Source organism: Phytohabitans maris (genome assembly GCF_031085175.1).
Classification (GTDB): Bacteria; Actinomycetota; Actinomycetes; order Mycobacteriales; family Micromonosporaceae; genus Phytohabitans; species Phytohabitans maris.
Window position 1 is genome coordinate 63,791 of the sequence record NZ_JAVHUY010000033.1, and the last position, 24,030, is coordinate 87,820.

Sequence of the window (24,030 nt, forward strand, 5' to 3'; positions counted from 1 at the left end):
GCTCAGTCGCGCTCGAGGCTGCCGGTGACGGACCTTTCCAAGGGTACGGCGGCATCGATCGAGGTCTCGGGCTCGTCCGGCCGAGGGTGACCGAACCACGCCGAGCGCCGCCGCAGCCGGGCCCACCGCCCCTCCGGGCCACGGTCGCGGCCGGCCACCTGCGCGCCGCTGACCTCGGTGCCGGGCTGGCGGGCGGCCTCCTGCGCGGCCTGCGGCAGCGACCGTACGCCCTCGTCGGGCGCGAGCACCAGGCGGCGCTCCTCGGCCGCGCCCAGGGCGGCCAGCACCGTGGGCAGCATCGCGGCGGCGGCCACCGCGTACCCGTCGGCGGACGGGTGGAAGTGGTCCCACGAGAAGAACCGCATCGGCTCGGCCGTGAAGCGCGGGCCGAGCAGGTCGCCCAGGGACACCGTCCAGCCGCCCGCCTCGACCACGGCCATCGTCTGCGCGGCCGCGAGCTGGCGGCTCCAGTGCCGGGTCAGCCAGCGCAGCGGCGGCTTGATCGGCCGGATCGTGCCCAGGTCGGGGCAGGTGCCGACGACCACCTCGGCGCCGGCGGCGCGCAGGTCCCGTACCGCGTTGACCAGATGGCGCACCGCGGTGCTGGTGGGGACGCGGTGGGTGACGTCGTTGCCGCCTACCAGGATGATCGCGAGATCCGGACTGACCTCCAGCGCCGCCTCGACCTGGGGGACGAGCCCGACGGACATCGCGCCCACCACGGCGAACCGGTACAGCCGCACCGGCCGGCGCAGCCGCCGGGAGACACCGGTGGCCAGCACCGCACCGGGCGTCTCGCGCGGGCGGTGCACCCCGTAGCCGGCGGCGGAGGAGTCGCCGAGCACGACCAGCGTGATCGGTTTGCCGGGCAGGCGCGGGCCGTAGACGCCGTCGCCGCGCGGCGGTGGCGCCTCGGCCTGCGGGATCACCCGCCGGGCCGCCCGGGCCTGACCGACGATCACGCCGGCGCCCACCACGAACCCGGCGCCGGCCACGCCCGCACCGACTCCCGCCACCTTCGCCGCCCGCCGCGCGAGCAGCCACGGATCGCCCCGCCTAGGACTCATTCAGCGCCCCCCGCCGCCGTACACCCCTGAGGTTTACGAGGTTATCGCGACGGCGCTGCACGCCCGGGGCTTGCGGGCACGCTTGGGGTTTGTCCCGGGCGGGCACTATGGGCCAATGGGTAGGACCTTGAACCGCACGGCGGCGTTCACCGCGCTGGGCCGGGCGCTGACCGCGGGGGCGCGGGGCGGGCCGTCGCTGGGCGCGCGCCTGGCCGCCCTGCCGCGCATGGTGTGGGCCACGATCACCGGCCGTTACGACGGCGGGGTGCGGCTGGCGATGATGGTGGCCGCGACGGCGTACGTGGCGTCCCCGATCGATCTCGTGCCCGAGGCGTTCCTGCTCCTGGTCGGCCTGATCGACGACGCCGTGGTGATCGCCTGGCTGGCCGGCGCGATCCTGGCCGAGACCGAGCGCTTCATCGAGTGGGACGCCAGGCAACGGAGCGTCATCCCGGGGCACGTAGTCTGACCTGGTGCGCTACTACGACAACGTCGTCGAGTTGATCGGCAACACCCCGCTGGTCAAGCTACGAAACGTCACCGCCGGCATCCAGGCGCTGGTCCTTGCCAAGATCGAGTATCTGAACCCCGGCGGCTCCGTGAAGGACCGCATCGCGCTCAAGATGGTCGAGGAGGCGGAGAAGGCCGGCCTGCTCCAGGCGGGCGGCACGATCGTCGAGCCGACCAGCGGCAACACCGGCGTGGGGCTCGCGCTCGTCGCCCAGCTGCGCGGATACCGCTGCGTGTTCGTCTGCCCCGACAAGGTCAGCCAGGACAAGCAGGACGTGCTCCGGGCGTATGGCGCGGAGGTGGTGGTCTGCCCCACCGCGGTCGCCCCGGAGGACCCCCGGTCGTACTACAACGTCTCCGACCGGCTGGCCCGCGAGATCCCCGGCGCGTGGAAGCCCAACCAGTACGCCAACCTGGCCAACCCCCGCTCGCACTACGAAACCACCGGGCCCGAGCTGTGGGAGCAGACCGAGGGGCGGATCACGCACTTCGTCGCGGGCGTGGGCACCGGCGGCACGATCTCGGGCGCGGGGCGCTACCTCAAGGAGGTCTCCGGCGGCGCGGTGCGGGTCATCGGCGCCGACCCGGAGGGCTCGGTGTACTCCGGCGGCACCGGCCGGCCGTACCTGGTGGAGGGTGTCGGCGAGGACTTCTGGCCGGAGACGTACGACCGCACGATCTGCGACGAGATCGTCAAGGTGTCGGACAAGGCGTCGTTCGACCTCACCCGCCGGCTGGCCCGCGAGGAGGGGCTGCTGGTCGGCGGTTCCTGCGGGATGGCGGCCCAGGCGGCGCTGGAGGTGGCGAGCCGGGCCAAGCCGGACGACGTGGTGGTCGTGCTGCTGCCCGACGGCGGCCGCGGTTACCTCTCCAAGATCTTCAACGACGAGTGGATGGCCCGGTACGGCTTCCTCGACACCGGCAACGAGGAGCCGACCGTGCTGGACGCCCTCACCGCCAAGCCCGGCGGGATGCCGTCGCTGGTGCACGTGCACCCGACCGAGACGGTCCGCGACGCGATCGACTACATGCGCGAGTACGCCGTCTCCCAGCTCCCCGTGCTCAAGGCCGAGCCGCCCGTGGTGACCGGCGAGGTGGCCGGCTCGATCGCGGAAAAGGACCTGCTCGACGCGCTCTTCACCGGCCAGGCCCACCTGCACGACACGATCGAGCGGCACATGGGCCCGGCGCTGCCGATGGTCGGCGGTGGCCAGCCGGTGAGCGAGGCGGTACGCCTGCTGGAGAAGGCGGACGCCGCCCTGGTGCTGGTGGACGGCAAGCCCCAGGGGGTGCTCACCCGCCAGGACCTGCTCGCCCACCTCGGCGCCCGGCACCCGTGACGGCTTAGCGTCCGAGCTCGGCGGGGATCGCCACCACGTCGACCAGCGCGCCCCGCCGGAGCACGGTCATCGGCAGGCGGGTGCCGATCGCCGGGCCGAGCATCAGCTTCAGCAGCGCCTGGACGTTCGACACCGGTCGGCCGCCCGCGGTGAGGATCACGTCACCGAGGTAGATGCCCGCGACCCCGGCGGGGCTGCCCGGCACGACCTCGACCACGCGCAGGCCCATCTTCTGGCCGAGCCGCTCGGCCAGCGCGGGCGGGAGCGGCATCGGCGCACCGGCCACGCCCAGCCAGGCCCGGCGTACCCGGCGGTTGGAGACGAGCTCGCCGATGATCTGGCGGGTGGTCGTGTTGATCGGCACGGCGAGCCCCAGGCCGTACCCGGCGACCGCCGTGTTGACGCCCACCACCCGGCCGGCCGAGTCGGCGAGCGCGCCGCCCGAGTTGCCGGGGTTGAGTGCGGCGTCGGTCTGGATCACGTCGTCGATCAGCCGCACGTTGCGGCCGTCACGGGCCGGGATCGACCGGCCGAGGCCGGAGACCACGCCCGCGGTGACCGAGCCGGCCAGGCCCATCGGGTTGCCCACGGCGACGACGAGCTGCCCGATCCGCAGCCCGTCGGCGTCGCCGAGCTCGGCCGGGGGCGCGCCGGTCGCGTGCGCCCGGAGGACGGCGAGGTCGGAGAGGGGGTCGGCGCCCACCACGTCGAACCGCGTCTCCAGGCCGTCGCCGAAGGTCGCGGTGCCGCCGGTCGCGCCGGCGACCACGTGTGCGCTGGTGAGAAGGAATCCGTCATCGGTGAAGGTGACCGCCGATCCGGCGCCACCACCGCGTGCGGTGCGCACGGCCAGGGCGGCCACGCTCGGCAGCACTCGCTCCGCCACACCGGTGACGACCTGCGAGTACGCGTCGAGCGCCGCCCGCTCGGCTTCACGTTCGGTACTCATGAGTCTGGAAACGCCGGCGGCGGGCGAGCCATGCCTGGACGGCATCCGCTCTCAGCGAACGCCCCCAAAGGGTGCAAGCTGGCCGTGTCGCACAAGCTGTCCGATCAGGACCCTTGCCGACCACGTTGACTAAGCGTGGCTCCCGAAAGGGGGGACGGACGGAAATGGTCAGCACTGACCACACGGAGCCGACCGACGTGGTTGATCGCCTGCTCTGGCGGGACGCGCAAACCATAATCGGGCGGCACGCACAACCCGACCACGACAGCAAGTGCGTCTGGTGCGGCTCGCAGTGGCCGTGTCCACCCAGGCGACTCGCCCAACGCGCCGAGGCGGCATCCCGCCGGCCATGGCGTGAGGCGTGGACGGCACGGCACGACCTGAACGGGCTGCGCGCACTGCCGAGCTGGCGCGACGACCTGGGCGGGCCGGGCCGGTGGGGTCCCACCAACCGCGGCCCCTTCGACTGAACGGCGACATCGCACAGACCTCATAACCCGCGGTCGACGCCGACGGTGCCCCGCCAGCACCCCGGCGCCCCGCAAAGACCCACCCAAGCTTGGAGACCGGCAAGCCTCCGTCGGTCCAGCGCCTCCGGCCAGGCGTTTCCCCCGGTTTGGGTTGGGTACGGCGGGCGAGGGTACGTGATCACCGGTTCCCCCGCATACATCGGTTACGTACCCTCGCCCAGCCGATTGCCCTCGGCTCTTTGCCCGGCCCTCTCCCTGGGCACAGTGTGGGCATGCTGATCAGACATCGCGGCGCCCAGCCCACCGTCGACCCCACCGCCTACGTCGCGCCGAACGCGACTCTCGTGGGCGACGTCCGCGTCGGACCGCGGGCACGCATCATGTACGGCGCCACGCTCGACGCCGAGGGTGCGCACATCGAGATCGGCGAGGCCTGCGTGATCGCCGAGAACGCGGTGCTCCGCGCCACCGCCGTCGCCGACCCACCCCATCCGGTGATCCTCGGCGACCACGTCTTCGTCTCACCCCACGCGACGCTGTTGGGCTGCCAGGTCGGCCGCTGCGCGTACCTGGCCACCGGCATCACCGTCCTCCAGGCCGCCCGGCTGGAGCCCGGCGCCGTGGTCGCGGTCGGCGCGCTGGTGCACGCCCGCACGGTGCTGCCGGCCGAATACTTCGTGCCCCCGATGACGGTCGCCGTGGGCGATCCCGTCCGGGTGATCGGCTCCGACCGCCCGGAGGAACTGACCGCCGCGGTACGCGACGTCAACTTCGCGGCGGCCGCGTTCGGCGTGCAGGCGGAGTGGACCGACCGGATCGCCCGCTACGAGCGGATCACCGAGGTACGGGTGGCGGAGTTCGGCGCGCACGCCGCGGACGAGATGCTCTAGAGCGGCCGGGCGTACCGCACCTGGTGGACCAGCGCGCGGCCGATGAAGTCGTCGCGCCGTACGCCGTCCGGCGCCCAGCCGCCACGCTCGTAGAAGCCGCGGGCGTGGGCGTTGTCGGCGAGCACCCAGAGCACCGCATGGCGCCACCCGGCCGCGGCCAGCTTTTCGAGCGCGTCGGCCATCAGGGCGGCGCCCACGCCTCGCCCCAGCAGGTCCGGGGAGACGTGGATCGCGTGCAGGATGCCGGTGTGCGGCTCCTCGTCCGGCCCCAGGTAGGTGAAGCCGACGACCTCGCCGCCCTCCTCGGTGGCCACGGTCAGCTGGTGGGTGTCGCGCTCGTAGCGCCAGCGCTCGGTCCAGTAGTCGACCATGCTGGACGCGGGCACCGCCTCGAGCGCGTCGGTGGGGACGAAGCCGGAGTACGTGGCGGCCCGTGAACGGTAGTGCAAGGCCCCGACGGCGGTCAGGTCCCCCTCACCCGCGGGCCGGATCGTGAAGGCCATTGCTTCGAGGCTATCGCTTGCGGCTGGCTTCGCGGCGGCACCGGCACCCTCATGAGGTCCTCCGCGATCACCAGGTCGCCGTCGAAGTGCTCGCGCGCCTCGGCCGCGAACCGCCCCGGGTCGTCGTAGCGCTGCGAGAAGTGGGTGAGCACGAGCCGCCGTACCCGGGAGTCGGTGGCCACGCGCGCGGCCTGAGCCGCGGTGAGGTGGCCGACCTGCGCGGCCATCGCCGCGTCCTCGGACAGGAAGGTGGCCTCGATGACGAGCAGGTCGACCCCCTCGGCCAGCGCGAACACGTTGTCGCAGAGCCCGGTGTCCATGACGAAGGCGAACTTCTGCCCCGGCCGCGCCGCGCTCACCTCGTCGAGGCGCACGCGCCGCCCGTTTCGGTCGAGGTGACCGTCCCGGATCAGCGCTGCGACGTCCGGGCCCGCGATGCCGAACGCCGCCAGCCGCTCCGGCAGCATCCGCCGCCCGTCGGGCTCGGTGAGCCGGTACCCGTAGGTCTCGACGGAGTGGTGGAGGCGGCGGGCTTCGAGACTCGCCCCACTCGGGGCGCTCCGCGCGATCGGGCCGTCGCCGGTGATCGGCGCCTCGCGGATGTCGGCGACGTCGTAGAAGCTGGTCGCGTGCCGCAGCCGGGCGAAGAAGTGCGCGCCGCCCGCGGGGAAGTGCGCGGTCACCGGATGCGGCACCCGGTCGAGTGAGATGCGCTGGACGACGCCGGGCAGGCCGAGGCTGTGGTCGCCGTGGAAGTGGGTCACGCAGATCCGCGTGACGTCCGAGGCCGCGACGCCGGCCCGGAGCATCTGGCGCTGGGTCCCCTCGCCGGGGTCGAAGAGGATGCCTTCGCCGTCCCAGCGCAGGAGGTATCCGTTGTGGTTGCGGTGGCGGGTGGGCACCTGGCTGGCGGTGCCGAGGACGACAAGCTCGCGCACGCGTCCTCCGTCCTCCGGCCGTCTTTGCCATGAGACCTTTGCCACGAGATACAGCGACCCCCGGGGCTTCCGAGCGCGCTCGCGCACGGGCCGGCTGGACTGGGCCGGCACCCCGGGGGTCGGGTGGCTGACTTGAATTCGCCGCACCGCTGCCACACGGTCTCGACGACGTGCTGTGTCAAGGACAGCGGCTAGCGGACAGCCACCTCACGAGTCCTATTGCTACACAAAGCCGGACCACCTCCCTTCCCGTGTACCGCAACGCTATCCACCGGGCCGGTTGATCGGCAACGCCTATTTCGCCACACGGGCCGCCCGCCGGGCGGGGCCGCGCCACTGCGGCTGAGGTGCTCGACAGCGGCAGGATTACCTGCGCTTGAGATCAGAGCTGCAGAACGGTGCGGAGCGCATTGTCCACGGTCAACATCTCACGGAGGGATAGGTGACCCACGAGCCGGCCAAGGCGCTCCGGCTGGATAGCGGCGGTCTGCTCCGCGAGGACGCAGGTCGACTTGCCCTCGATCTCGATCTGAGGGCGGAAGCTCGCCGGTCGCGCGCTCGTCGATGTTGGCGCGACGAGCCAGGTTGAGAGCGGCAGGAGGTCGGACTGGACGACCACGGCGTATCGGTTGCCGCGCTGCTCGTGTCCGCGTGCGTCGCGTGGAGCCTTCAGCTCGTACACGTCACCACGCACGGAGGGACTCCATATCAGAGAGCACCGCGCGGGCTTCGGCTACGTCGTCTGGGTCGTTGGCGATGGCCTCGGCTTCGGCGCGAACCTGCTCGGCGCGGCGGGCTCGCCAGGCAGCGAGGATCGCCTCGCGAATGACCTGGGAGCGGTCTCGGTCGCCAGATGTGAGGTCGGCCAGGGCTCGGTCGACATCCTCGTCGGCGCGGAAGGTGATCGTGGACATGTGACAAAGTGTAATACGAGATGTGTCACGCGGCCACCGTTCTCGCGTTGACGTGGTCGCGGGACAACGCACCCTCTCGGGCACATATCGTCTGACGGTAAGCACTCCGAGGTGTCCTCACGGACTCGGTATGAGTGAGGACACCTCGGACCAACTTCTGCGTTCGACCTGGTTACGCCCCAGGCCGGAGCCTAGCCTTCGGTCTTTGCCACGCCGATGGGGCAGGTCATGCCGTTCGGGCCGTGGTTGCAGTAGCCGTTCGGGTTCTTGACGTCCGACAGGTACTGCTGGTGGTAGTCCTCGGCGTAGTAGTAGTCGCCCAGCGGGGCGATCTCCGTGGTGATGTCACCGCGACCGCTGCGCTTTACCACCGGGGCGAAGGCCTCCTTTGACGCCTCGGCCACCACGCGCTGCTCGTCGGTCGTGGTGTAGATGGTCGAGCGGTACTGGGTGCCCACGTCGTTGCCCTGCCGCATGCCCTGGGTCGGGTCGTGGTTCTCCCAGAAGACCTTGAGCAGCTGCTCGTACCCGATCTTGCTGGGGTCGTACACCACCTGGACCACCTCGGCGTGGCCGGTCATGCCGGAGCAGACCTCCTCGTACGTGGGGTTCGGGGTATAGCCGCCGGCGTAGCCGACCGAGGTGGAGATCACACCCGGCAGGCGCCAGAACAGGCGCTCGGCGCCCCAGAAACAGCCCATCCCGAAGACCGCGACCTCGGCGCCGGCCGGCCAGGGGCCGCGCAGCGGGGTGCCGAGGACCGTGTGGCGGTCGGCCACCGGCATCTCGATCGAGCGACCGGGCAGGGCCTGGCCGGGGGTGGGCACCTCAAGCTTCATGCGCCGCAGAAACACTGCATGCTCCTTTCTCCGCTGTCTGCAACACCGGGAGCCCGCCAACCCTTACCCGCGCCGGGCGTGCCGCAGGCGGCGCCGGGCCTGCCGCGGGCGGCCCCGCGTGCCGCGGGCAGCGCCGGGCATGGCGGAGAGCGGCCCGGTCGCGTAGCGGGAGATCATCCCGGGGCGAAGCGGGAGAGCGGGGGTAGCGGGAGGTCAGGAGAGAGCGGCGGAGATCTTCCCGGCGTACTCGCGGGCCTCGTCGTCCGACGCGTACTTGGTGCGCGGCCAGAAGAAGCCGCGCAGGCCGTCGCCCTTGGTCCGGGGCACCACATGAACGTGCAGGTGGGCGACGGACTGCGACACCTTGTTGTTTAGCGCCACGAACGTGCCACCCGCGCCCAGACCCTCCTCGACCGCCACGGAGACGCGCTGCACCAGGCCGAAGTAGGGGGCGAGCTGGTCGGCGGGGAGGTCGGCGAGCACCACCAGGTGCTGGCGGGGAACGACGAGCGTGTGCCCCTTGAACACCGGCCTGGTGTCGAGGAAGGCGAACCCCGCCGGCTCGTCCGCCACCACGAAACCGGGCACCGAACCGGAAACGATGCCACAAAACAAGCAGTCAGCCACCCCGGCAGAGTAGGCCAACGGTCCGACTAGCCTGGTGGGCGTGACGAGGCGAGTGGTGATCGCGGTGCTGGGGCCGGTGGCCTGGAGCCCGCCCGGCGTCGACCTGGCGGCGTGGCGCGCGGCGCTCGCCGAAGACGTCGTCGATCTGCTGGCCACGCTCAACGAGGTGGAGCCGGCCATCGCCGCGCTCAGCGCCGACCGCAGCCTGGCCGAGTCGGTGGCATGGCCTTCCATGCCGGTGTACGAGGTGCCCGACCTCTCCGCCGGCGCGGTCTTCGCGGCGGCCGCCAAGGACGGGTACGACCAGGCGGCCGCGGTCGCCGGCGACGCGCCGGACCTGCCCGGGCTGCTGGTGGGCAAGCTGCTGCGCCCGCTCACCACCCGGCCGATCGCGGTGGCGCCGGCCGACCCGGGGCCGGGACTGCTCGGGGTGGCCTCGCGGCTGCCGGCGCCGGACTGGCTGCCCACCTTCGACCTGGACGGCGGGTCGATCCCGGCGGTGCGGTCGGCGGCCCCTCAGCCGCCGGACGTGGGGTCGAGCCCGGGCTGGCGGCGCCTGCGCGGCCCCGCCGACCTGGCCACGCTCGACCCGGCCGTGGAGGGCTGGGAGACCACGCGAGCGCTGCTCTCCGCCTGACCCTTCCCGGCGGATGAGTGGGCAATGTCGGGGACCTTGCCCACTGAGACCGCCTTCCAGTGGGCAAGTCCCCGACACTGTCTACTTCGGTGGCACGGAAAGAGGGCGACGCCCGAAGGGCGGGCCCGGGGTTGAGTCACAAACGCGGAGGGTGAGGCGGCGGGAGCAACGGTCTGGACCACGACGGACGTCGCGGTAGCTCAGGATCTTTGTCTTGGAACTGGTCGTCTACAGGCCCAGGTCGCCCAGGTCGCCGAGGTCGAGCTGGGAGCGGGCGAACGTCTGCGGGTCGGCGAAGTCTTCCTCCGACGGCAGCAGGTCGGGGTGGCCCCAGAGGGCGTCGCGGCCGGCCGTGCCGCGGTGCTCGGTGAGCGCCGCCCACAGCGCCGCGGCCTCGCGGAGCCGGCGCGGGCGCAGCTCCAGGCCGACCAGCGCGGCGAAGGTCTGCTCCGCCGGGCCGCCCGCCGCGCGCCGGCGGCGGAACGCCTCGCCGAGGCGGGCGACGTTGGGGAGGCGGTCTCCGGCGGCCTGGTCGACGACGTGGCACACCCACCCCTCGACCAGCGCGAGCGCGGTCTCCAGCCGGGCCAGCGCGGCCTTTTGCGCCGGGCTGTCTTCGGGCGTGAAGATGCCTTCGAGCGCGATCGCCTGCATCGACTCCGGGTTGGTGGGGTCGATGCGGCCCATCGCCTCTTCGATGGCCTCGCGGTTGACGGTGATGCCCGCCGCGTACGTCTCGACGGCGGTCAGGACATGCCCGCGCAGCCACGGCACGTGCTGGAAGAGCCGCTGGTGGGCCGCCTCGCGCAGCGCCACGTAGAGGCGCACCTCGTCGAGGGGGAGCTCGAGGCCCTCGCCGTACTCCTTGATGTTGGTGGGGACGAGCGCGGCCGTGCCGGCCGGTCCCAGGGGGAGTCCGATGTCGCCGGCGGAGAGCACCTCGGCGGCGAGCGAGCCGAGCGCCTGCCCGAGCTGGCCCCCGAAGAGCGCGCCACCGAGCGTGGTGACCATCGACTGCATCGGGCCGAGCTGCGCGCGCGCCTCCGGCGGGACCAGGTCGCCCATCGCGGCGACCATGCGGCCGGCGACCGGGTCGCAGAGCTTGCGCCACACGTCGAGCGTGTTGTAGATCCACTCGTTGCGCGTCCAGGCGACCGAGGTGCGGATGCCCGAGGGGAGCGCGGCGGCCGGCTCGAGCCACAGGTCGGCCAGGCGGAGGGCCTCGTCGACCTCGTTGCGCTCGTATATGTTGACCGCTGGATCGGCCGCGCCGAGCTGGCTCACCGCGACCTGGCGGGCGAGGTCCCAGTTGACCGGGCCGCTGCCCGGCGACGCGAGCAGCTGCTGCAGCTGAGCCATGAACTGCTGCATCTGCTGCGGATCGTTGGGATCGGGTGGCTGGGCGCCCGGGAGAGCGAAGCCGAACGGGATATCAGGCACGTCACCAACGGTACGCCCGGCCCTGTGCCCGCGCCCTGCCCGCGCTGTCAGCTCAGGGTGAAACCGGGGTATGTACGCTTCGCGCATGAGACGTCGCGGTGTCACGGTCCTCCTCGGCGCGCTGATCACCGCGTTGCTGAGCGTAGGGGTGCTGGCCGCCCCGATCCCGTACGTGGTGCTCGGTCCCGGTCCCACCGTCGACACGCTGGGTAAAGAGGACGGCAAAGAGGTCATCCAGATCAACGGGACCCAGACCACCACCTCGACCGGGCAGCTGCGACTCACCACCGTTGGCGTGCAGCCGGACGTCAAGCTGCTCTCCGCGATCGCGGGATGGTTCAGCGACGAGGAGGCGGTCGTCCCGCGCGAGCTCATCTACCCGCCGGACCAGACCGAGCAGCAGGTCGAGGAGCGCAACGCGGAAGACTTCAAGGCGTCGCAGAGCAGCGCGGAGACCGCCGCGCTGCGCGAGCTGGGCTATCCGGTACAGGTGACGATCAAGAACGTGACCGCGGGTGCGCCCTCCGACGGCATCCTCAAGCCGGGCGACGTGGTCACCAAGGTCGACGGCCAGGCGGTGACGAGCGCGCCCAAGCTCACCGAGCTGGTCCGGGCCAAGCCGGCCGGGACGGCGCTGACGATCGAGTACACCCGGGCCGGCAAGACCGCCACCGCCAAGATCACTACTCGTGCCGCCGACGGCGAGCCGCCCCGGATCGGCGTGGAGATCGAGCCGAAGCAGCCCCACCCGTTCGAGCTGAAGATCGATCTGGGCGAGATCGGCGGGCCGAGCGCCGGGCTGATGTTCGCGCTGGGCATCATCGACAAGATCGATGCCGACGACCTCACCGGCGGCAAGATCATCGCGGGTACCGGCACCATCGACGACGACGGCAACGTCGGCCCGATCGGCGGTATCGCCCAGAAGCTCGTCGGCGCCAAGGAGGCCGGGGCGGTGTACTTCCTGACCCCGGCCGACAACTGCGCCGAGGCCAAAGACAACGCGCGCCCCGGGCTTCCGCTGATCAAGGTGGGCACGCTCGACGAGGCGCTCGCGGCCCTCGAAACGCTCAGTGACGGCGGCCAGCCGCCGCTCTGCTGACTTTCGGGGTCAGGGACCGGCGCGGCCTGACGTCTGGGCCCGCGCGGCCCGACGAGGATTTTGACACCGGGCCCTAGGGAGAGTGACCTTCAGGAACACCCCGTACTGTAGGTGCCTGATCGGAGCGGATCAGACATCAAGCGTGCGGAGCATACCGTGGTCATGCGTAGCAGTCCTCTGCCGAGAATGAGCCGGCGGGGCCGCGTCACTGTCGGCGTCCTCATCGGAGTCTTCCTGCTCTTCACCTTGATGGGCTGGGCGGTCGAGGTCTGGACCGACTGGCTGTGGTTCGACGAGGTCGACTACACCGAGGTCTACACCGGGGTCCTCACCACCCGGATCCTGCTCTTCTTCGCCATCGGCCTGGCCATGGCGGTGGTGGTCGGCGGCAACCTCTATCTGGCGTACCGGCTGCGCCCGCTGCTGCGCCCCCACTCGGCCGAGCAGGCGACGCTCGAGCGCTACCGGATGGTGCTCAGCCCCCGCATCGGCACCTGGATCGCGATACTCTCCGTGATCATCGGCCTCTTCGCCGGGCTCTCCGGGCAGAGCCGGTGGCGCGACTGGCTGCTCTTCCGCAACTCGACGCCGTTCGGCGTGTCCGACCCCGAGTTCAAGATCGACGTCGGCTTCTACGTCTTCGAGTACCCGTTCTGGCGCTACCTGCTCGGCGTCGGCTTCACCGCGGTCGTGCTCTCGGTGCTCGGCGCGCTGGCCGTCCACTACATCTTCGGCGGCGTGCGGCTGCAGGGCATCGGCGACCGCATGACGGCCGCCGCGCGGGCCCACCTGACCACGCTGGTCGCGGTGTTCGTGCTGCTCAAAGCCATCGCGTACGTCCTGGACCGGCGCGCGCTCCTGCTCGAGCAGGACCCGCCCAACCTCTACGGCGCGGGCTACGCCGACATCAACGCGCTGCTGCCGGCCAAGGAGATCCTCGCGTACATCTCGGTGGTCGTCGCGATCGCGATCATCGTGTTCTCCAACGCGGTCATGCGTAACCTCGTGTGGCCCGGCGTGTCGCTCGCCCTGCTCGCCATCTCCGCGGTGGCGATCGGTGGCATCTACCCGTGGGCGGTGCAGACCTTCGAGGTCAACCCCAGCGTGCGGGACAAGGAGCGGGACTACATCGAGCGAAGCATCAATGCCACGCGAGATGCGTTCGGACTCAAAGACACCGACATGAACGCGTACACCGCCACCAACCTGACTCCGCCGCAGTCGCTGGCCACCGACACCTCCGTCGTGCCCAACATCCGGCTGCTCGACCCCGAGCTCGTCTCCCAGTCGTACACGCAGCTGCAGCAGGTCCGCGGCTTCTACGACTTCGGGCAAAAGCTCGACATCGACCGGTACACGATCAACGGCAAGACCCAGGACTACGTGGTCGGCGTCCGCGAGATCAACTACAGCCGCCTCACCGCCCAGCAGGGCAACTGGCTCAACCGCCACACCGTGTACACGCACGGGTTCGGGCTGGTCGGCGCCCCGGCCAACCAGGTGGTCTGCGGCGGCCAGCCGTACTTCGTCTCCGGCTTCCTCGGCGAGGACGACATCCCCGACCAGTGCGCCTCGCCGACCGAGCAGATCGCCGTCGAGCAGCCGCGCATCTACTACGGCGAGCGGGTCGGCGGTGGCTCGCAGGGCGCCGACTACGCGATCGTGGGGCAGACCGATCCCGAGCGCAACGTCGAGTACGACCGCCCGACCGGCGCCACCGGCGACCAGGGCATCAACTACACGTACACGGGTGAGGGCGGCGTCGAGATCGGCTCGTTCATGCGGCGGCTGCTCTACGGCATCAAGGAGCGGGAGTCCAACTTCCTGCTCTCCGACGCGGTCAACGACAACAGCAAGCTGCTGTACGTGCGCAACCCGCGCGACCGCGTGGAGAAGGTGGCGCCGTTCCTCACCATGGACGGCGACCCCTACCCGGCGATGGTCAACGGCCGCATCGTGTGGATCCTCGACGGCTACACGACGGCCGGCACCTACCCGTACTCCCAGCGGGTCAACCTCCAGTCGGAGACGACCGACGAGCTGACGAACGTGGGCACGTTCCAGCTCGCCCGGGAAAACGTGAACTACATCCGCAACTCCGTCAAGGCCACTGTGGACGCGTACGACGGCACGGTGCAGCTGTACGAGTTCGACGACACCGACCCGGTGCTCAAGGCCTGGAACAAGGCCTTCGGCGGCGACCTCGTCACGCCGAAGTCGGAGATCCCGCCGGAGCTGGCCGCGCACTTCCGCTACCCGGCCGACCTCTTCAAGGTGCAGCGCAACCTGCTGGCCCGCTTCCACGTGACCGACCCGGGCGAGTTCTTCAACGGCTCGGACTTCTGGGAGGTGCCCAACACGCCGGACGCGCCGGACACCGGCGTGAAGCAGCCGCCGTACTACCTGCTCACCCAGTTTCCCGAGCAGGACCAGCCGCGCTTCCAGCTGACCTCCGCGGTCACCCCGCTGGGCCGGCAAAACCTGGCCGCGATCATCTCCGGCTCCTATGTGGACGGCAAACCCCAGCTCCAGGTCTGGGAACTGCCCGACCAGACCGCCGTACAGGGTCCGGTGCAGGTCCATCAACGGATGACCAACACCAACGCACAGATCAGACAGGACCTCAACCTGCTCTCGTCCAACCAGGCCCAAGTCCTGTACGGCAACCTGCTGTCCCTACCCTTCGGCGGCGGCATGCTGTACGTCGAACCGGTGTACGTGAAGAGCAACCAGGAAAACGCGTACCCCGTGCTGCAGAAGGTCCTGATGTCCTACGGCGACGGCGGCTCGTACGTCGTGCTCGCCAACTCCCTCCAGGAGGGCATCAAGGAGCTGGTCGACCAGGGCAAGCAGGGGACACCCCCATCGCAGCAGGGCGGGGAGCAGCCACCCCAGCAGCCACCCGCCGGCACCGGCCAGCAGCTGACACCGGAGCTCGCGGCCGCGGCCGACAAGGTCGAGTCCGCCTGGGCCGAGGTCAAGGCCGCACGGGCCGCCGGCGACTGGGAGCGCGAGGGGAGGGCGCTGAAGGCCTTCGACGACGCGATGGCCGAGTTCCAGGCCGCCCTGAACGCCGCCAACAGCCCGGCCGCCGGCCCCACGCCGGCCCCGTCGGCCACCGGGACCCCGGCACCCGCGTCGCCCTCACCCACCGCAGGGGGCGGCTGAGCTGCGAAAACCCCGCGCCCGCCACGCGGCGGCGCCCCGTTTTGCAGGTACGGCGGCGGGTGCGCTAATGTTGGTGAGCCGACGCGGGGTGGAGCAGCTCGGTAGCTCGCTGGGCTCATAACCCAGAGGTCGCAGGTTCAAATCCTGTCCCCGCTACAAAGGAGTTGCAGGTCAAGGGCCGTCTTCCCGATTCGGGGAGGCGGCCTTTGATCGTTTGGACCGTCATTGGACCGTGAAACTGGACGTCATCCGCTGTCCGCAGGCGACACTGTGCGAGGCCCATCTCGGGACGCCTGTCTGCTGGGAGATGGTCGCGAGATCTCGACATCGCCGCCGCGCGGTATACGATTGCTGTCTATGTTTGAGGCGTCGCTCGGCGTGCTCTTGGTGCTGACGCTGCTCGCCTTTGTCGGGTGGACCGGATATCGGGCGGCCCTTGTCGGCGGTGCGTGTCTGGTTCTTGCCGGCGGGGGACTTGCTCTTCAGGAGATGGTCCGGTGGATGCCCGCCGATCAGGCGGAGCTGCTGACGTATCAGTTCGGGACCGTGGCCGTGGCGGCGGTGGTCGCCATTCCGTTCGGCATGCGCCGCTTCATCATTCACGGCTACGCCAGCGTGTTCACGGCGGGGGTCTTCGCCGCGGTCTCATTCGGGATTTTGCTGTTTGCCGAACTCTCCCCGTTCACGCGAGTCGTCGTGGAGGCGTCGATGACGATCCTGGTGCTGATCGCGGCGGACATCGTCGGGTCGGTCTGGCTTTCGCGGAGGGCGGCCGACGGGACGCACATCCCGATCCGGCGGTTGTGGCGCTCGTGCATGCTGATCGCGCTGGCGGGGATCCTGGCAAACGCCGTCGGTGGCACGACACCGTGGCTCTGGCTGGCACTCGGCTCGTTGTTTCTCTCCATCGTCTGCTTCGCGACCGCGGTACAGCTTGCGATCTTTACGGTCATCCTGGTCCGCAACGGCCCATATGCGCGGGCCTGGGCCGTACGGTCGTCGCGCACGCGGCGGGCCACCACCGTCGACCTGCTCGTGTGCGTCGCTGCGGCCGCCGGAGCGTTGACGCTGGTGTGCGTCGCGCTGGCCCTTCCGGAGGTTGTCCAGCCACCCGCGCCGGTGGTGATCGCCCTCCTGGTCGGGGGCGTGGCTTGCATCATCGCGGGCGGCCAGACCCTGGTGAGGGTGCTGGACCGCGCCGCTTACCACAAATTCCACCCCGAAGCGCCGGCGAGCCCGCGGGTCGCGTCGGCGCTGCGGGGACTCGCGCGCTCGGAGCCGGTGTACCGCCTGCTACCCGGCATCGCCGAGAGGTCGTGAGCGAGCCGTGGACATCAACGTGATCGAGACCGGCACCTTTGTGGTGGCGGCGTGGCTCTTCTGGGGCGCCATGTTCCGCGGCGATGCCGTCCAGCCGGCCGGACTGGTTCTGGCTCTTGTGACGGGCGGGCTGCTATGGGAGTCCTATGACCCTTGGATGCCGCCGGACATGCGGCCCGCGCTGCTGAAGTCGGCCGCGACGGTGGTGGCGTTCGCGACGATAGCGACCGTGACGAGCGTGCGCAGCGCCGACCGGTTGCGGGCCGCCGTCGCGTTCGCCGGCGCGGCGGGGGTCACCGGTGTGGTGCTGCGCAGCGACGTCGGCCAGTACCGCCCCATGATGATCCAGTGCGCGATGGTCCTCGCTGTCGTGGCGGCCGGCGTAGGCGCGCACATCCCGCTCGTGCGGCACGTCCTCCGCCGGGAGGAGCGGGAAGTTGCCGCGGCTGTCCATCGCCTGTGGCTGACCGGGATGGTATGGGCGGTGCTGGTCACGGTTGGACTCGGCGCGTTGTGGCTCCAGCCGATGCCGAGCTGGGCCGCGGGGCTGGTCGCGACGGCGACCGCGGCGCTCGCGAACACCGTGGTTACGATCGGTCAGACGATCGCGTTGATGTGGCGCCACCGCGGGTTCGCCGCGGCGTACGCGACCGAGATGTCACAGACCCGGATCGGCGTGCGCTCCGCGATGGTCGGCAGCTTCCTGCTGGTGTTCATGGGCGCCGCCGTGCCCTGGATCGCTCACGCCGCGGGCGGCAACCCAGAGTGGGTCACGGCGATGACTTGGTTCGCCGCCGGGTACGTCGCGCTGGTCATGTCGAACGCGATGCGCCTCGTCCGGCGTGAGGCCCTTCGCCAGCGCCGCAACACGATGACAGCTCCGGCTTCCGCAGCGGTGCGAAACCTGGCGCTGGACGACCCCGTCTACCGTCTGCTGCCAGGGGTTGCGGAGAAACGCGACTGACGGACCGGTCAGAGTTCCTTCAGCGCGCTCTGGATCACCTTGCGGTCGGTCCTCGGCAGGCCCCGCTTGCGCAGCATTCCATTGAGGACACTACGTGCCTGGTCGTCGTGTCCATGCCGAACGAGCTCGCCGACGGCGGCAGTCTGCTTGTGCACCGGCAACCCACTGGCGGACAGCCAGATCGCCATCATTAGTCCCCATAGGACATCCGGGTCGTCCGCGGTGCCCACCTCCCAGGAGTCGACGAGCTCCGCCTCCCAGAGCCGGTCCCCCTCGACCAGCGAACCGAACGCGCGCATCTCCCTCAGCGCCTGGTGCACGTCGCCATCGACGCCGAGGGTGCGGAGCGTCTCCACGGCGGTGCTGGTCTCGCCAAGGCGGTCGAGCTCGGCCGCCATGCGCAGCCGCGCCAATGCCGGCCAGGCGCCGTCCCGGGCTTCGTTGCGAAGCACGAGCCGGTCCCGGGCGTCCTCACCGGCCCGCCGTACCAGCAGGTCGACGTGCCGGAACGGATTGCCTTGCGGACCCGTGCTCCGCGAGACCGGGGTGGCGCCCACGTAGGCCGCGTTGTGCACCAACGCGAGGTCGCTGGCCGTGTCGCTGTGCACCTGCTTGGGCTCCGGCAGGTTGCTGCCGCGCAATTCGCGGCGCAGGTGCCGGTACACGGCGTCCACCGACAACAGGGAAGCCTCGCCGGTGATACCCTTGCGAAGGGTATCGATCAGTTTGCCGGTGAAGACGGTGTAGCGCTCGCCCTCGTCGAACAGCGCCTGAAGGTCGCCGGGCGCGGAGGCGAGGGTGTAGGTGCCCGACAGCTCCACCTGGCCCAGCAGGTCAGCTTCGGCGTTGCCCAGAGCCCGGATCGCGCGTCCCGAGTAGCAGCAGTCGAGGATGAGCACTCTGATCCGCGCGGGACTGGCTTGGATCGCCTTGCGCAGCAGGCTGATCGGCAACGCAGTGTACTCGGCCATGTCCGGGTCGGTGTCCGCACAGGCGAGCAGCAACTCGCCGTCCTCACCGATCAGCCCGTGACCGGAGAAGTACACGACGAGGACGTCTTCGGGCTCCCGGCACCACACGGCGATCTGCCGGATCGCGAGATCCTTGGCGGGGTCGACGAGCGTGTGGCAGGTATCCCCGCCGAGTCCGCCCAGACCGGGATCGCGGAAGACCCGGGCCAGACCGTCCACATTGCCCGCCACCGGCGGGATGTCCGGCAACCCGAACCTGTATTTCGCGGTGCCCACAAGTATCACCCGCGACTGGTCCGGGTCGGCGAGTCGCAGATGCCTTGTCGCCATGGGCCGACTCAGCCCTCGTCCAGAGCGCGGGAGAACTCCGCGACCATCTCCCGCAACTGGGTCATCTCCGCCGCCCGGACCCGGTCCGCTGAGATCGTGACGCACCGGTTGCCCTTCTTGACGGTCGCGGTGACCTTCGCGCCTCGGTTACGCATCCACACCGACAACGCGCCGACCAGTGCGGTCACCGTGCCGCCACCGCCCGCCGCAACCGCGATCGTATCGAGCACCGCCCCCATCCGCCCCGGCCCAGGCCCAGGCCGCAACAACCGCGTCCGCCCGGCGAAGTCGTCCTGTCCACTGAGCCACCGCTGCAGCGACAGCACCTCGTCGAGTCCACCGTCGACCGTCACCAAGAGGTCGCCCGGGTGCCCATTTATCACGGTAATTGACGCTAGCAGCTGATCAGCGGCAGAGTCACGGTCACTTTTCCGCCACGATCGGGTAGCCACCATCGACGTCAACGGTCTATGGACTCGCTCATATAGAGGATGCAGTGCGCTGTTCTGCCGCGATCTGAGCGCTGGTCGGGCTCTCCTGATGACTCAGCGTGAGCAAGTGAAGGGAGACCGCCGGTCGTCACCGGCGTCGTCCTCGACATCGACGGGGGCATCAGCATCGGCTCGTCCATCCGCTGACGCACCCCGAGGACCAAGACTTGCCGGCGATGGTCCCCTCGATCCGCAGACCACTCCGGCCTGCTCCGCGAGGTGTCCGATGTGGACGCCGACGTCACACCGCACCCGGCGGCCGGGCGCCCTACCATCACGTGCCGCCTGCCGACCCGCATTACGGCAGGCGGGCAATCACCGGCGCGCAGCATGCGTCAGGCCGCCAGTTTGGTCAGGCCGGCCTCCAACTCGTCGAGGACCGCGAGCGCGCCGTAGCCGCCCGGCAGGAAGTCGGGGATGGGCACCAGGCGCGACGCCTGGACCGCGGCGAGGCGGGTGAAGCCCTTCTGGGCAAACAGCTGCGGGCCTTGGTTGTTGGGCTTGCCGTCGTAGCCGGCGTAGAAGCCGATCACGTCGGCGTCGGCGAGGATCTCGATCTGCTCGTACGAGACCTTGGTGATGGTGTCCCCCGCGGTCTTCGCGCTCGCCGTCGCGAACTGGACGCCCGCCGCCGCGAGGATCGTGCCGGCCTCGGAGTCCGGGCCGTAGACCCAGAACTGGCCGGCGTCGAAGCCGCCCTGCAGGATGTTCCAGCGGTAGCGGGCCAGGACGGCGGCGTGCCTGGTCTTGACCTCCTCGGTCCGGTCGGCGACCCGCTTCGATTGAGGCGCTTCCAGACCTCAAAGAACGAGGTTGGGCTGGACCACTACCAGATCAGCCTCTACGACGCCGGTATAGGCACGTAACTCTCGTTATGGTCGCCCACGCGTTCCTGCAATGAGGGAACGACCGCCACAGTTTCGATGGAGATTCGCCGGCCGCCAGGCAATCCGACGATCGCGGCGGTTCGGGCGGGGGGATCGGTGGGGAAGATCGTTGCAAAGACCTTATTGATGATCGGAAGGTCGACAATGTCGGTATATAGCACGGTGGCTTTTACGACGCAGGCGAGGCTGGAGTTCGACGCTTTCAACACGCTTTCGATGTTTGCAAAGGCCTGTCGGCACTCGGCCTCGAATCCGCCGTCCGGGACGGTGCCGCTCGCTGGGTCGATGCCATTTTGGGCGGACACGAAGAGGGTGTTTCCGACTCTCACTGCCGGTGAATAGTGGCCGGCCGGTCTAGGCATCCCGTCTGCTTTGATCACTTCGTGAGTCATCAGTCTCCTGTGCGTTTCGATGTCGGCTCGAACGGCTGTTACAGATAGCATCTCTCAGGAAATCGGGGTCTGACAGGCGGATCGAGAGCGTACCTATTTTCGCCAGGTTAGATCGAGGATACGGATCCAGTTGTCGATGCCGAGCGCCGACAAGTCGGGTTCGGACCATCCACGGGCGCGTAGGGTTTCGAACAGAGTCGGGACTTGCGAGACTTCGTGTATCTCGCTGGAGCATGTGGCGGTGCCGAAGTCCGTGCCTAGGCCGACGTGACGCAGACCGAGGCGCTCCGCGATGTGCTCGATGTGTTTGACGGCGATGTCTAGGGGTGTGTTCGGGTCAGCGCGTCCGTCTGGGCGGAGCATGCCGGCGTAGAAGCTGACACCGACGAGTCCATCGCTGTCGCGTATCGCGTCGAGTTGGGAGTCGGTGAGGTTGCGGGCAACCGGCGCTATCGCCTGTGCGTTGGAGTGTGTGGCCACGACGGGACTGTCCGAGGTCCGGGCGACATCCCAGAATCCGTCTTCGTTCATGTGGGAGACATCGATCATGATGCCGAGTCTATTGCAGGCTCTGACGAGGTTGAGCCCCGACGCTGTCAGGCCAAGCCGGCCTGCCTTGACGGAGTTCGGCGGTTCTGTTTGGACGCCGTATCCGAACGCGTTCGGCCGGCTCCACAGCGGGCCGATGGACCGTAGCCCGAGCTCGTAAAACAGGTCGAGGGTATGGAGGTCCGGATCTACGGCTTCCGCGCCTTCGAGATGCTGAATGGCCGCTATGGTGCCCGTTTGCACGCAACGCCGAAGATCATCGGTGCTCCGGACGATCTCAAGCGCTCCGTTGGAGTGTGCCTCGATGCGGATCAGGTCTGACATCATGGCGATCGCGCCTTGCCGGGCTGGCGCTTGGTCCAGTGCGACGCCGGGTTCCGAGCGCTGATAGCTCGCGAAAAAGCCGCCGGCATAACCGAACGACAAGCCGTCGCGGAGATTGATCGGAAATGAGCTGTCGCTGGTGCCGAACATCTGCCAGCCGTTCGGTCGCGATGCCGTCAGGCTGAGAATGTCGTTGTGCCCGTCAAAGAACGAGATCGCGCTCATTCCTCGCCTCCTCCCGCTTGGCGCCGTCAGCGGGCGCAGCGCTTACGGCTGGTGTTTGGCCAGCTCCGTGGTGAATGACCTCCATGAACGATCTCGCCGAGATGTTGCCGCCGCTCACGACAGTGCAGACTTTCTTACCCGCGGTGTCGATCTTGCCTTCCTGGATCGCGGCCAGACCTACCGCGCCGCCGGGTTCGGCGACGATGTGGCAGACGTTGAACAGGTCGGTCATCGCGCTCAGCACAGTGGAGTCTTCTACGGTGACGATGTCGTCGACGAGATTTTGAACGATGGGGAAGGTCAGTCGACCTGGAGTCGGCGTGCGGAGGCTGTCGACGACGGTGGTCGGGTGGTTGATCCGCACCCGTTTGCCGGAGCTCCGGGATTGGCGGGTGTCATCTGCGCCGGCGGGCTCGACTCCGATCACTGTCACGCCGGGCAGCATGGCTTTGACGGCGACAGCGATGCCCGCTATGAGGCCGCCGCCACCGACCGGGACGAGTACGACGTCGGCATCGGCCGCCTGGGTCGCGATCTCCAGCCCGACGGTGCCTTGTCCCGCGATGGCGTTGGCGTTGTCGTAGGGAGGCACCGGTGTGCGCCCCACCGCCGCGGGTTCCAGCAGGAGCTCGTCACGATCCCGGGTCCTTGGGTCATATTCCACTATCGTCGCGCCGAGACTTTCGATCCCCTGGCGCTTGGTCGGCGAGACGTCATCCGGAAGGAATACAACTACATCGATGCCGAGTAGGTGGCCGGCCAGTGCTACGCCGATTCCGTGGTTGCCGGATGAGTAGGTGACCACACCCTTCCGGCGCTCCGCTTCGGTTAACCTCGCCATCTGGGTGTACGCACCGCGGAGTTTGAACGATCCGCCGTGCTGCAAGTTTTCGCACTTCACGTACAGTTCAGTGCCGACGATCTCGTCCAGCCCTGTTTTCGACAGCATCGGCGTGCGTGCCGCGACGCCCTCGATGATCGAGGCGGCTGTTCTGATCGACTCGATGTCCATGGTGGTCAACTGTGTGCCTCCGGTGTCGGGCGGGCCGCGGTGCGATGCCGTTTGGTGAGGCCGATCAGGTTGAACGCGCGATCGAGGTCGCGGACGAGGTCGTCGGGATCCTCGATTCCGCAGGAGAGGCGGACGGTGTCTGCCGGGTATGCCTTGAACGCGGCACCCATCATGTTTCCGCTCATCGACCAGGGAACCTTGACCAGCGACTCGACGCCGCCGAGGGAGGTGGCCGACCGAAACAACGTCAGCGCATCCGCCAGCGCGTCGGCGGAAGGGCAGCGGAAGCTGACCATGCCGCTGAAGCCCGGCCAGTTCACGTCGGAGATACCTTCTACCGATTCGAGGAAGGCGGTGACGGCGGCTGCGGACCTGGTGTGCGCGGACATCCGCAGGTGGAGTGTCTTCAGCCCGCGGCCGGTGAGGAAGCAGTCGACCGGACTTGGCACCGAGCCGAACGAGTTCTGGATGACGTGGAGCCTTGCGTTCAGTTCGGAACTGGATGTGACGACGCACCCGCCGATGACGTCGGAGTGGCCCGAGAGGTATTTCGACGTCGAGTGGACGACGAGGTCCGCACCGAGTTCAAGCGGTCGTTGATAGACGGGGGTCGCGATGGTGTTGTCGACAGCGAGCACGGCGCCCTTCTTGATGCCCGCGATGCTGCGGACGTCGACCGATCGCAGGCCAGGGTTGGTCGGGTGTTCCACCCAGATCAAGGTGGTCGCGTTGGTGACCTCGCGCTCGACCAAGGCGACATCGCTCATGTCGATGAGCGAGTGCGTGACCCCGAAACGCGCGAGCTCTTCGAGGACGAGCCGCAGGGTGCCCGAGTAGGCATCGTGGGGCAGCACGACATGCGAGGCGTTCGTACACACCGCTTGGAAAGCCGCGTGCACAGCCGCCATGCCACTGGAGTACAAGCAGGCCATACCACCTTCGAGGCGGCCGAGGATGTCTTCCAGGTCGACCCGGTTGGGGTTGGACGTGCGGGAGTAGTCGAACGGCCGCGCCCCGTCGGCGGGCTGCCGCGACTGATCGTAGGTGGTGGTCAGGTAGATCGGGTTCACCACGGAGCCGTAGTCGTGGTCGCGGTGCCCGTCCCACTGAGCGACGGTGGTGGCGAGACTTTGGGGTTCCTTGGCTTGCACGCTGCGCCTTTCGGTGTCGG

General features: G+C 69.4%; 24 protein-coding genes and 1 tRNA gene. 9 read left to right on the plus strand and 16 right to left on the minus strand.

The features are described from left to right. Positions 1-2 precede the first annotated feature (2 nt). Positions 3-1,067, minus strand: coding sequence for an SGNH/GDSL hydrolase family protein (locus RB614_RS29765; RefSeq protein WP_308715994.1), 1,065 nt, complete (start codon positions 1,065-1,067; stop codon positions 3-5). Positions 1,068-1,182: 115 nt separating this feature from the next. Between RB614_RS29765 and RB614_RS29770 the strand changes: the two genes are divergently transcribed. After that, entirely contained in the window at positions 1,183-1,536 is a 354-nt protein-coding gene (locus tag RB614_RS29770; RefSeq protein ID WP_308715995.1) for a YkvA family protein, read from the plus strand. A gap of 4 nt (positions 1,537-1,540) precedes the next feature. After that, on the plus strand, positions 1,541-2,917 hold the full coding sequence (locus RB614_RS29775; protein ID WP_308715996.1) for a cystathionine beta-synthase: 1,377 nt from the start codon (positions 1,541-1,543) through the stop codon (positions 2,915-2,917). Between the two features lie 4 nt (positions 2,918-2,921). On the opposite strand, the gene RB614_RS29780 is transcribed toward RB614_RS29775, so the two are convergent. Then, positions 2,922-3,866, minus strand: a complete 945-nt coding sequence (locus tag RB614_RS29780; protein WP_308715997.1) for a S1C family serine protease — start codon at positions 3,864-3,866, stop codon at positions 2,922-2,924. A 742-nt stretch (positions 3,867-4,608) separates the two neighbouring features. On the opposite strand from RB614_RS29780, the gene RB614_RS29785 reads away from it, so the two are divergent. Beyond that, positions 4,609-5,226 (plus strand): gamma carbonic anhydrase family protein, encoded by a 618-nt coding sequence (locus tag RB614_RS29785; RefSeq protein ID WP_308715998.1) that lies wholly within the window; start codon positions 4,609-4,611, stop codon positions 5,224-5,226. On the opposite strand, the gene RB614_RS29790 is transcribed toward RB614_RS29785, so the two are convergent. The 6 genes from RB614_RS29790 to RB614_RS29815 all read right to left on the minus strand — a co-directional run bounded on the left by RB614_RS29790 (position 5,223) and on the right by RB614_RS29815 (position 9,047). After that, positions 5,223-5,729: a GNAT family N-acetyltransferase gene (locus tag RB614_RS29790; RefSeq protein WP_308715999.1), complete on the minus strand. Its 507-nt coding sequence runs from the start codon at positions 5,727-5,729 to the stop codon at positions 5,223-5,225. The two genes, RB614_RS29785 and RB614_RS29790, sit on opposite strands and share 4 nt — an antisense overlap. After that, positions 5,690-6,667 carry a ribonuclease Z gene (locus RB614_RS29795; RefSeq protein ID WP_308716000.1) on the minus strand — a complete coding sequence of 326 codons (978 nt, stop codon included), beginning with the start codon at positions 6,665-6,667 and terminating at the stop codon, positions 5,690-5,692. Before RB614_RS29795 ends, RB614_RS29790 begins: the two co-directional genes overlap by 40 nt. Before the next feature lie 382 nt (positions 6,668-7,049). Next, positions 7,050-7,361 carry a type II toxin-antitoxin system PemK/MazF family toxin gene (locus RB614_RS29800; RefSeq protein WP_308716001.1) on the minus strand — a complete coding sequence of 104 codons (312 nt, stop codon included), beginning with the start codon at positions 7,359-7,361 and terminating at the stop codon, positions 7,050-7,052. Beyond that, positions 7,351-7,581, minus strand: coding sequence for a hypothetical protein (locus RB614_RS29805; protein ID WP_308716002.1), 231 nt, complete (start codon positions 7,579-7,581; stop codon positions 7,351-7,353). The genes RB614_RS29800 and RB614_RS29805 overlap by 11 nt, the downstream gene beginning before the upstream one ends. A 191-nt stretch (positions 7,582-7,772) precedes the next feature. Then, positions 7,773-8,435, minus strand: coding sequence for a peptide-methionine (S)-S-oxide reductase MsrA (gene msrA / locus RB614_RS29810; protein ID WP_308716003.1), 663 nt, complete (start codon positions 8,433-8,435; stop codon positions 7,773-7,775). Between the two features lie 198 nt (positions 8,436-8,633). After that, complete coding sequence (locus RB614_RS29815) at positions 8,634-9,047, minus strand: HIT family protein (protein ID WP_308716004.1); 414 nt, start codon at positions 9,045-9,047, stop codon at positions 8,634-8,636. 40 nt (positions 9,048-9,087) lie between these two features. Here RB614_RS29815 and RB614_RS29820 point away from each other — a divergent pair, with 40 nt between their 5' ends. Further along, a complete protein-coding gene (locus tag RB614_RS29820) occupies positions 9,088-9,684 on the plus strand; it encodes a hypothetical protein (RefSeq protein ID WP_308716005.1) in 597 nt (198 codons plus the stop codon). A gap of 228 nt (positions 9,685-9,912) precedes the next feature. Here the strand turns inward: RB614_RS29820 and RB614_RS29825 are convergent, their stop codons facing one another. Continuing rightward, the gene (locus tag RB614_RS29825) at positions 9,913-11,124 is read right to left on the minus strand and encodes a zinc-dependent metalloprotease (protein ID WP_308716006.1); all 1,212 of its coding nucleotides are present in this window, start codon (positions 11,122-11,124) and stop codon (positions 9,913-9,915) included. An 85-nt stretch (positions 11,125-11,209) separates the two neighbouring features. Between RB614_RS29825 and RB614_RS29830 the strand changes: the two genes are divergently transcribed. From RB614_RS29830 to RB614_RS29850, 5 genes are all read left to right on the plus strand, one after another. After that, positions 11,210-12,226, plus strand: a complete 1,017-nt coding sequence (locus tag RB614_RS29830) for a YlbL family protein (protein ID WP_308716007.1) — start codon at positions 11,210-11,212, stop codon at positions 12,224-12,226. A 156-nt stretch (positions 12,227-12,382) separates the two neighbouring features. Next, positions 12,383-15,394 (plus strand): UPF0182 family membrane protein, encoded by a 3,012-nt coding sequence (locus RB614_RS29835; RefSeq protein WP_308716008.1) that lies wholly within the window; start codon positions 12,383-12,385, stop codon positions 15,392-15,394. 82 nt (positions 15,395-15,476) lie between these two features. After that, positions 15,477-15,550: transfer RNA gene (locus RB614_RS29840), tRNA-Met, on the plus strand. A 201-nt stretch (positions 15,551-15,751) separates the two neighbouring features. Then, a complete protein-coding gene (locus RB614_RS29845; RefSeq protein WP_308716009.1) occupies positions 15,752-16,714 on the plus strand; it encodes a hypothetical protein in 963 nt (320 codons plus the stop codon). Positions 16,715-16,721: 7 nt separating this feature from the next. Next, on the plus strand, positions 16,722-17,678 hold the full coding sequence (locus RB614_RS29850; RefSeq protein ID WP_308716010.1) for a hypothetical protein: 957 nt from the start codon (positions 16,722-16,724) through the stop codon (positions 17,676-17,678). Between the two features lie 8 nt (positions 17,679-17,686). On the opposite strand, the gene RB614_RS29855 is transcribed toward RB614_RS29850, so the two are convergent. The 7 genes from RB614_RS29855 to RB614_RS29885 form a co-directional block, all read right to left on the minus strand. After that, positions 17,687-18,979 (minus strand): caspase family protein, encoded by a 1,293-nt coding sequence (locus RB614_RS29855; RefSeq protein WP_428983136.1) that lies wholly within the window; start codon positions 18,977-18,979, stop codon positions 17,687-17,689. Positions 18,980-18,987: 8 nt separating this feature from the next. After that, positions 18,988-19,332 carry an effector-associated constant component EACC1 gene (locus tag RB614_RS29860; protein ID WP_308716012.1) on the minus strand — a complete coding sequence of 115 codons (345 nt, stop codon included), beginning with the start codon at positions 19,330-19,332 and terminating at the stop codon, positions 18,988-18,990. Between the two features lie 473 nt (positions 19,333-19,805). After that, the gene (locus RB614_RS29865; protein ID WP_308716013.1) at positions 19,806-20,003 is read right to left on the minus strand and encodes a hypothetical protein; all 198 of its coding nucleotides are present in this window, start codon (positions 20,001-20,003) and stop codon (positions 19,806-19,808) included. 308 nt (positions 20,004-20,311) lie between these two features. Continuing rightward, positions 20,312-20,749, minus strand: coding sequence for a RidA family protein (locus RB614_RS29870; RefSeq protein WP_308716014.1), 438 nt, complete (start codon positions 20,747-20,749; stop codon positions 20,312-20,314). 93 nt (positions 20,750-20,842) lie between these two features. Then, positions 20,843-21,847 (minus strand): dipeptidase, encoded by a 1,005-nt coding sequence (locus RB614_RS29875; protein ID WP_308716015.1) that lies wholly within the window; start codon positions 21,845-21,847, stop codon positions 20,843-20,845. Next, complete coding sequence (locus RB614_RS29880; protein WP_308716016.1) at positions 21,825-22,859, minus strand: threonine ammonia-lyase; 1,035 nt, start codon at positions 22,857-22,859, stop codon at positions 21,825-21,827. The genes RB614_RS29875 and RB614_RS29880 overlap by 23 nt, the downstream gene beginning before the upstream one ends. A gap of 5 nt (positions 22,860-22,864) precedes the next feature. Beyond that, the gene (locus RB614_RS29885; protein WP_308716017.1) at positions 22,865-24,010 is read right to left on the minus strand and encodes a trans-sulfuration enzyme family protein; all 1,146 of its coding nucleotides are present in this window, start codon (positions 24,008-24,010) and stop codon (positions 22,865-22,867) included. Positions 24,011-24,030: the final 20 nt, after the last annotated feature.

What these genes read in the sequence shown, in the direction of transcription:
- RB614_RS29765 (WP_308715994.1), bottom strand. Translation starts at nt 1,067, where the DNA reads ATGAGTCCTAGGCGGGGCGATCCGTGGCTGCTCGCGCGGCGGGCGGCG.
- RB614_RS29770 (WP_308715995.1), top strand. Translation starts at nt 1,183, where the DNA reads ATGGGTAGGACCTTGAACCGCACGGCGGCGTTCACCGCGCTGGGCCGG.
- RB614_RS29780 (WP_308715997.1), bottom strand. Translation starts at nt 3,866, where the DNA reads ATGAGTACCGAACGTGAAGCCGAGCGGGCGGCGCTCGACGCGTACTCG.
- RB614_RS29785 (WP_308715998.1), top strand. Translation starts at nt 4,609, where the DNA reads ATGCTGATCAGACATCGCGGCGCCCAGCCCACCGTCGACCCCACCGCC.
- RB614_RS29790 (WP_308715999.1), bottom strand. Translation starts at nt 5,729, where the DNA reads ATGGCCTTCACGATCCGGCCCGCGGGTGAGGGGGACCTGACCGCCGTC.
- RB614_RS29805 (WP_308716002.1), bottom strand. Translation starts at nt 7,581, where the DNA reads ATGTCCACGATCACCTTCCGCGCCGACGAGGATGTCGACCGAGCCCTG.
- RB614_RS29830 (WP_308716007.1), top strand. Translation starts at nt 11,210, where the DNA reads ATGAGACGTCGCGGTGTCACGGTCCTCCTCGGCGCGCTGATCACCGCG.
- RB614_RS29845 (WP_308716009.1), top strand. Translation starts at nt 15,752, where the DNA reads ATGTTTGAGGCGTCGCTCGGCGTGCTCTTGGTGCTGACGCTGCTCGCC.
- RB614_RS29855 (WP_428983136.1), bottom strand. Translation starts at nt 18,979, where the DNA reads ATGGCGACAAGGCATCTGCGACTCGCCGACCCGGACCAGTCGCGGGTG.
- RB614_RS29870 (WP_308716014.1), bottom strand. Translation starts at nt 20,749, where the DNA reads ATGACTCACGAAGTGATCAAAGCAGACGGGATGCCTAGACCGGCCGGC.
- RB614_RS29875 (WP_308716015.1), bottom strand. Translation starts at nt 21,847, where the DNA reads ATGAGCGCGATCTCGTTCTTTGACGGGCACAACGACATTCTCAGCCTG.
- RB614_RS29880 (WP_308716016.1), bottom strand. Translation starts at nt 22,859, where the DNA reads ATGGACATCGAGTCGATCAGAACAGCCGCCTCGATCATCGAGGGCGTC.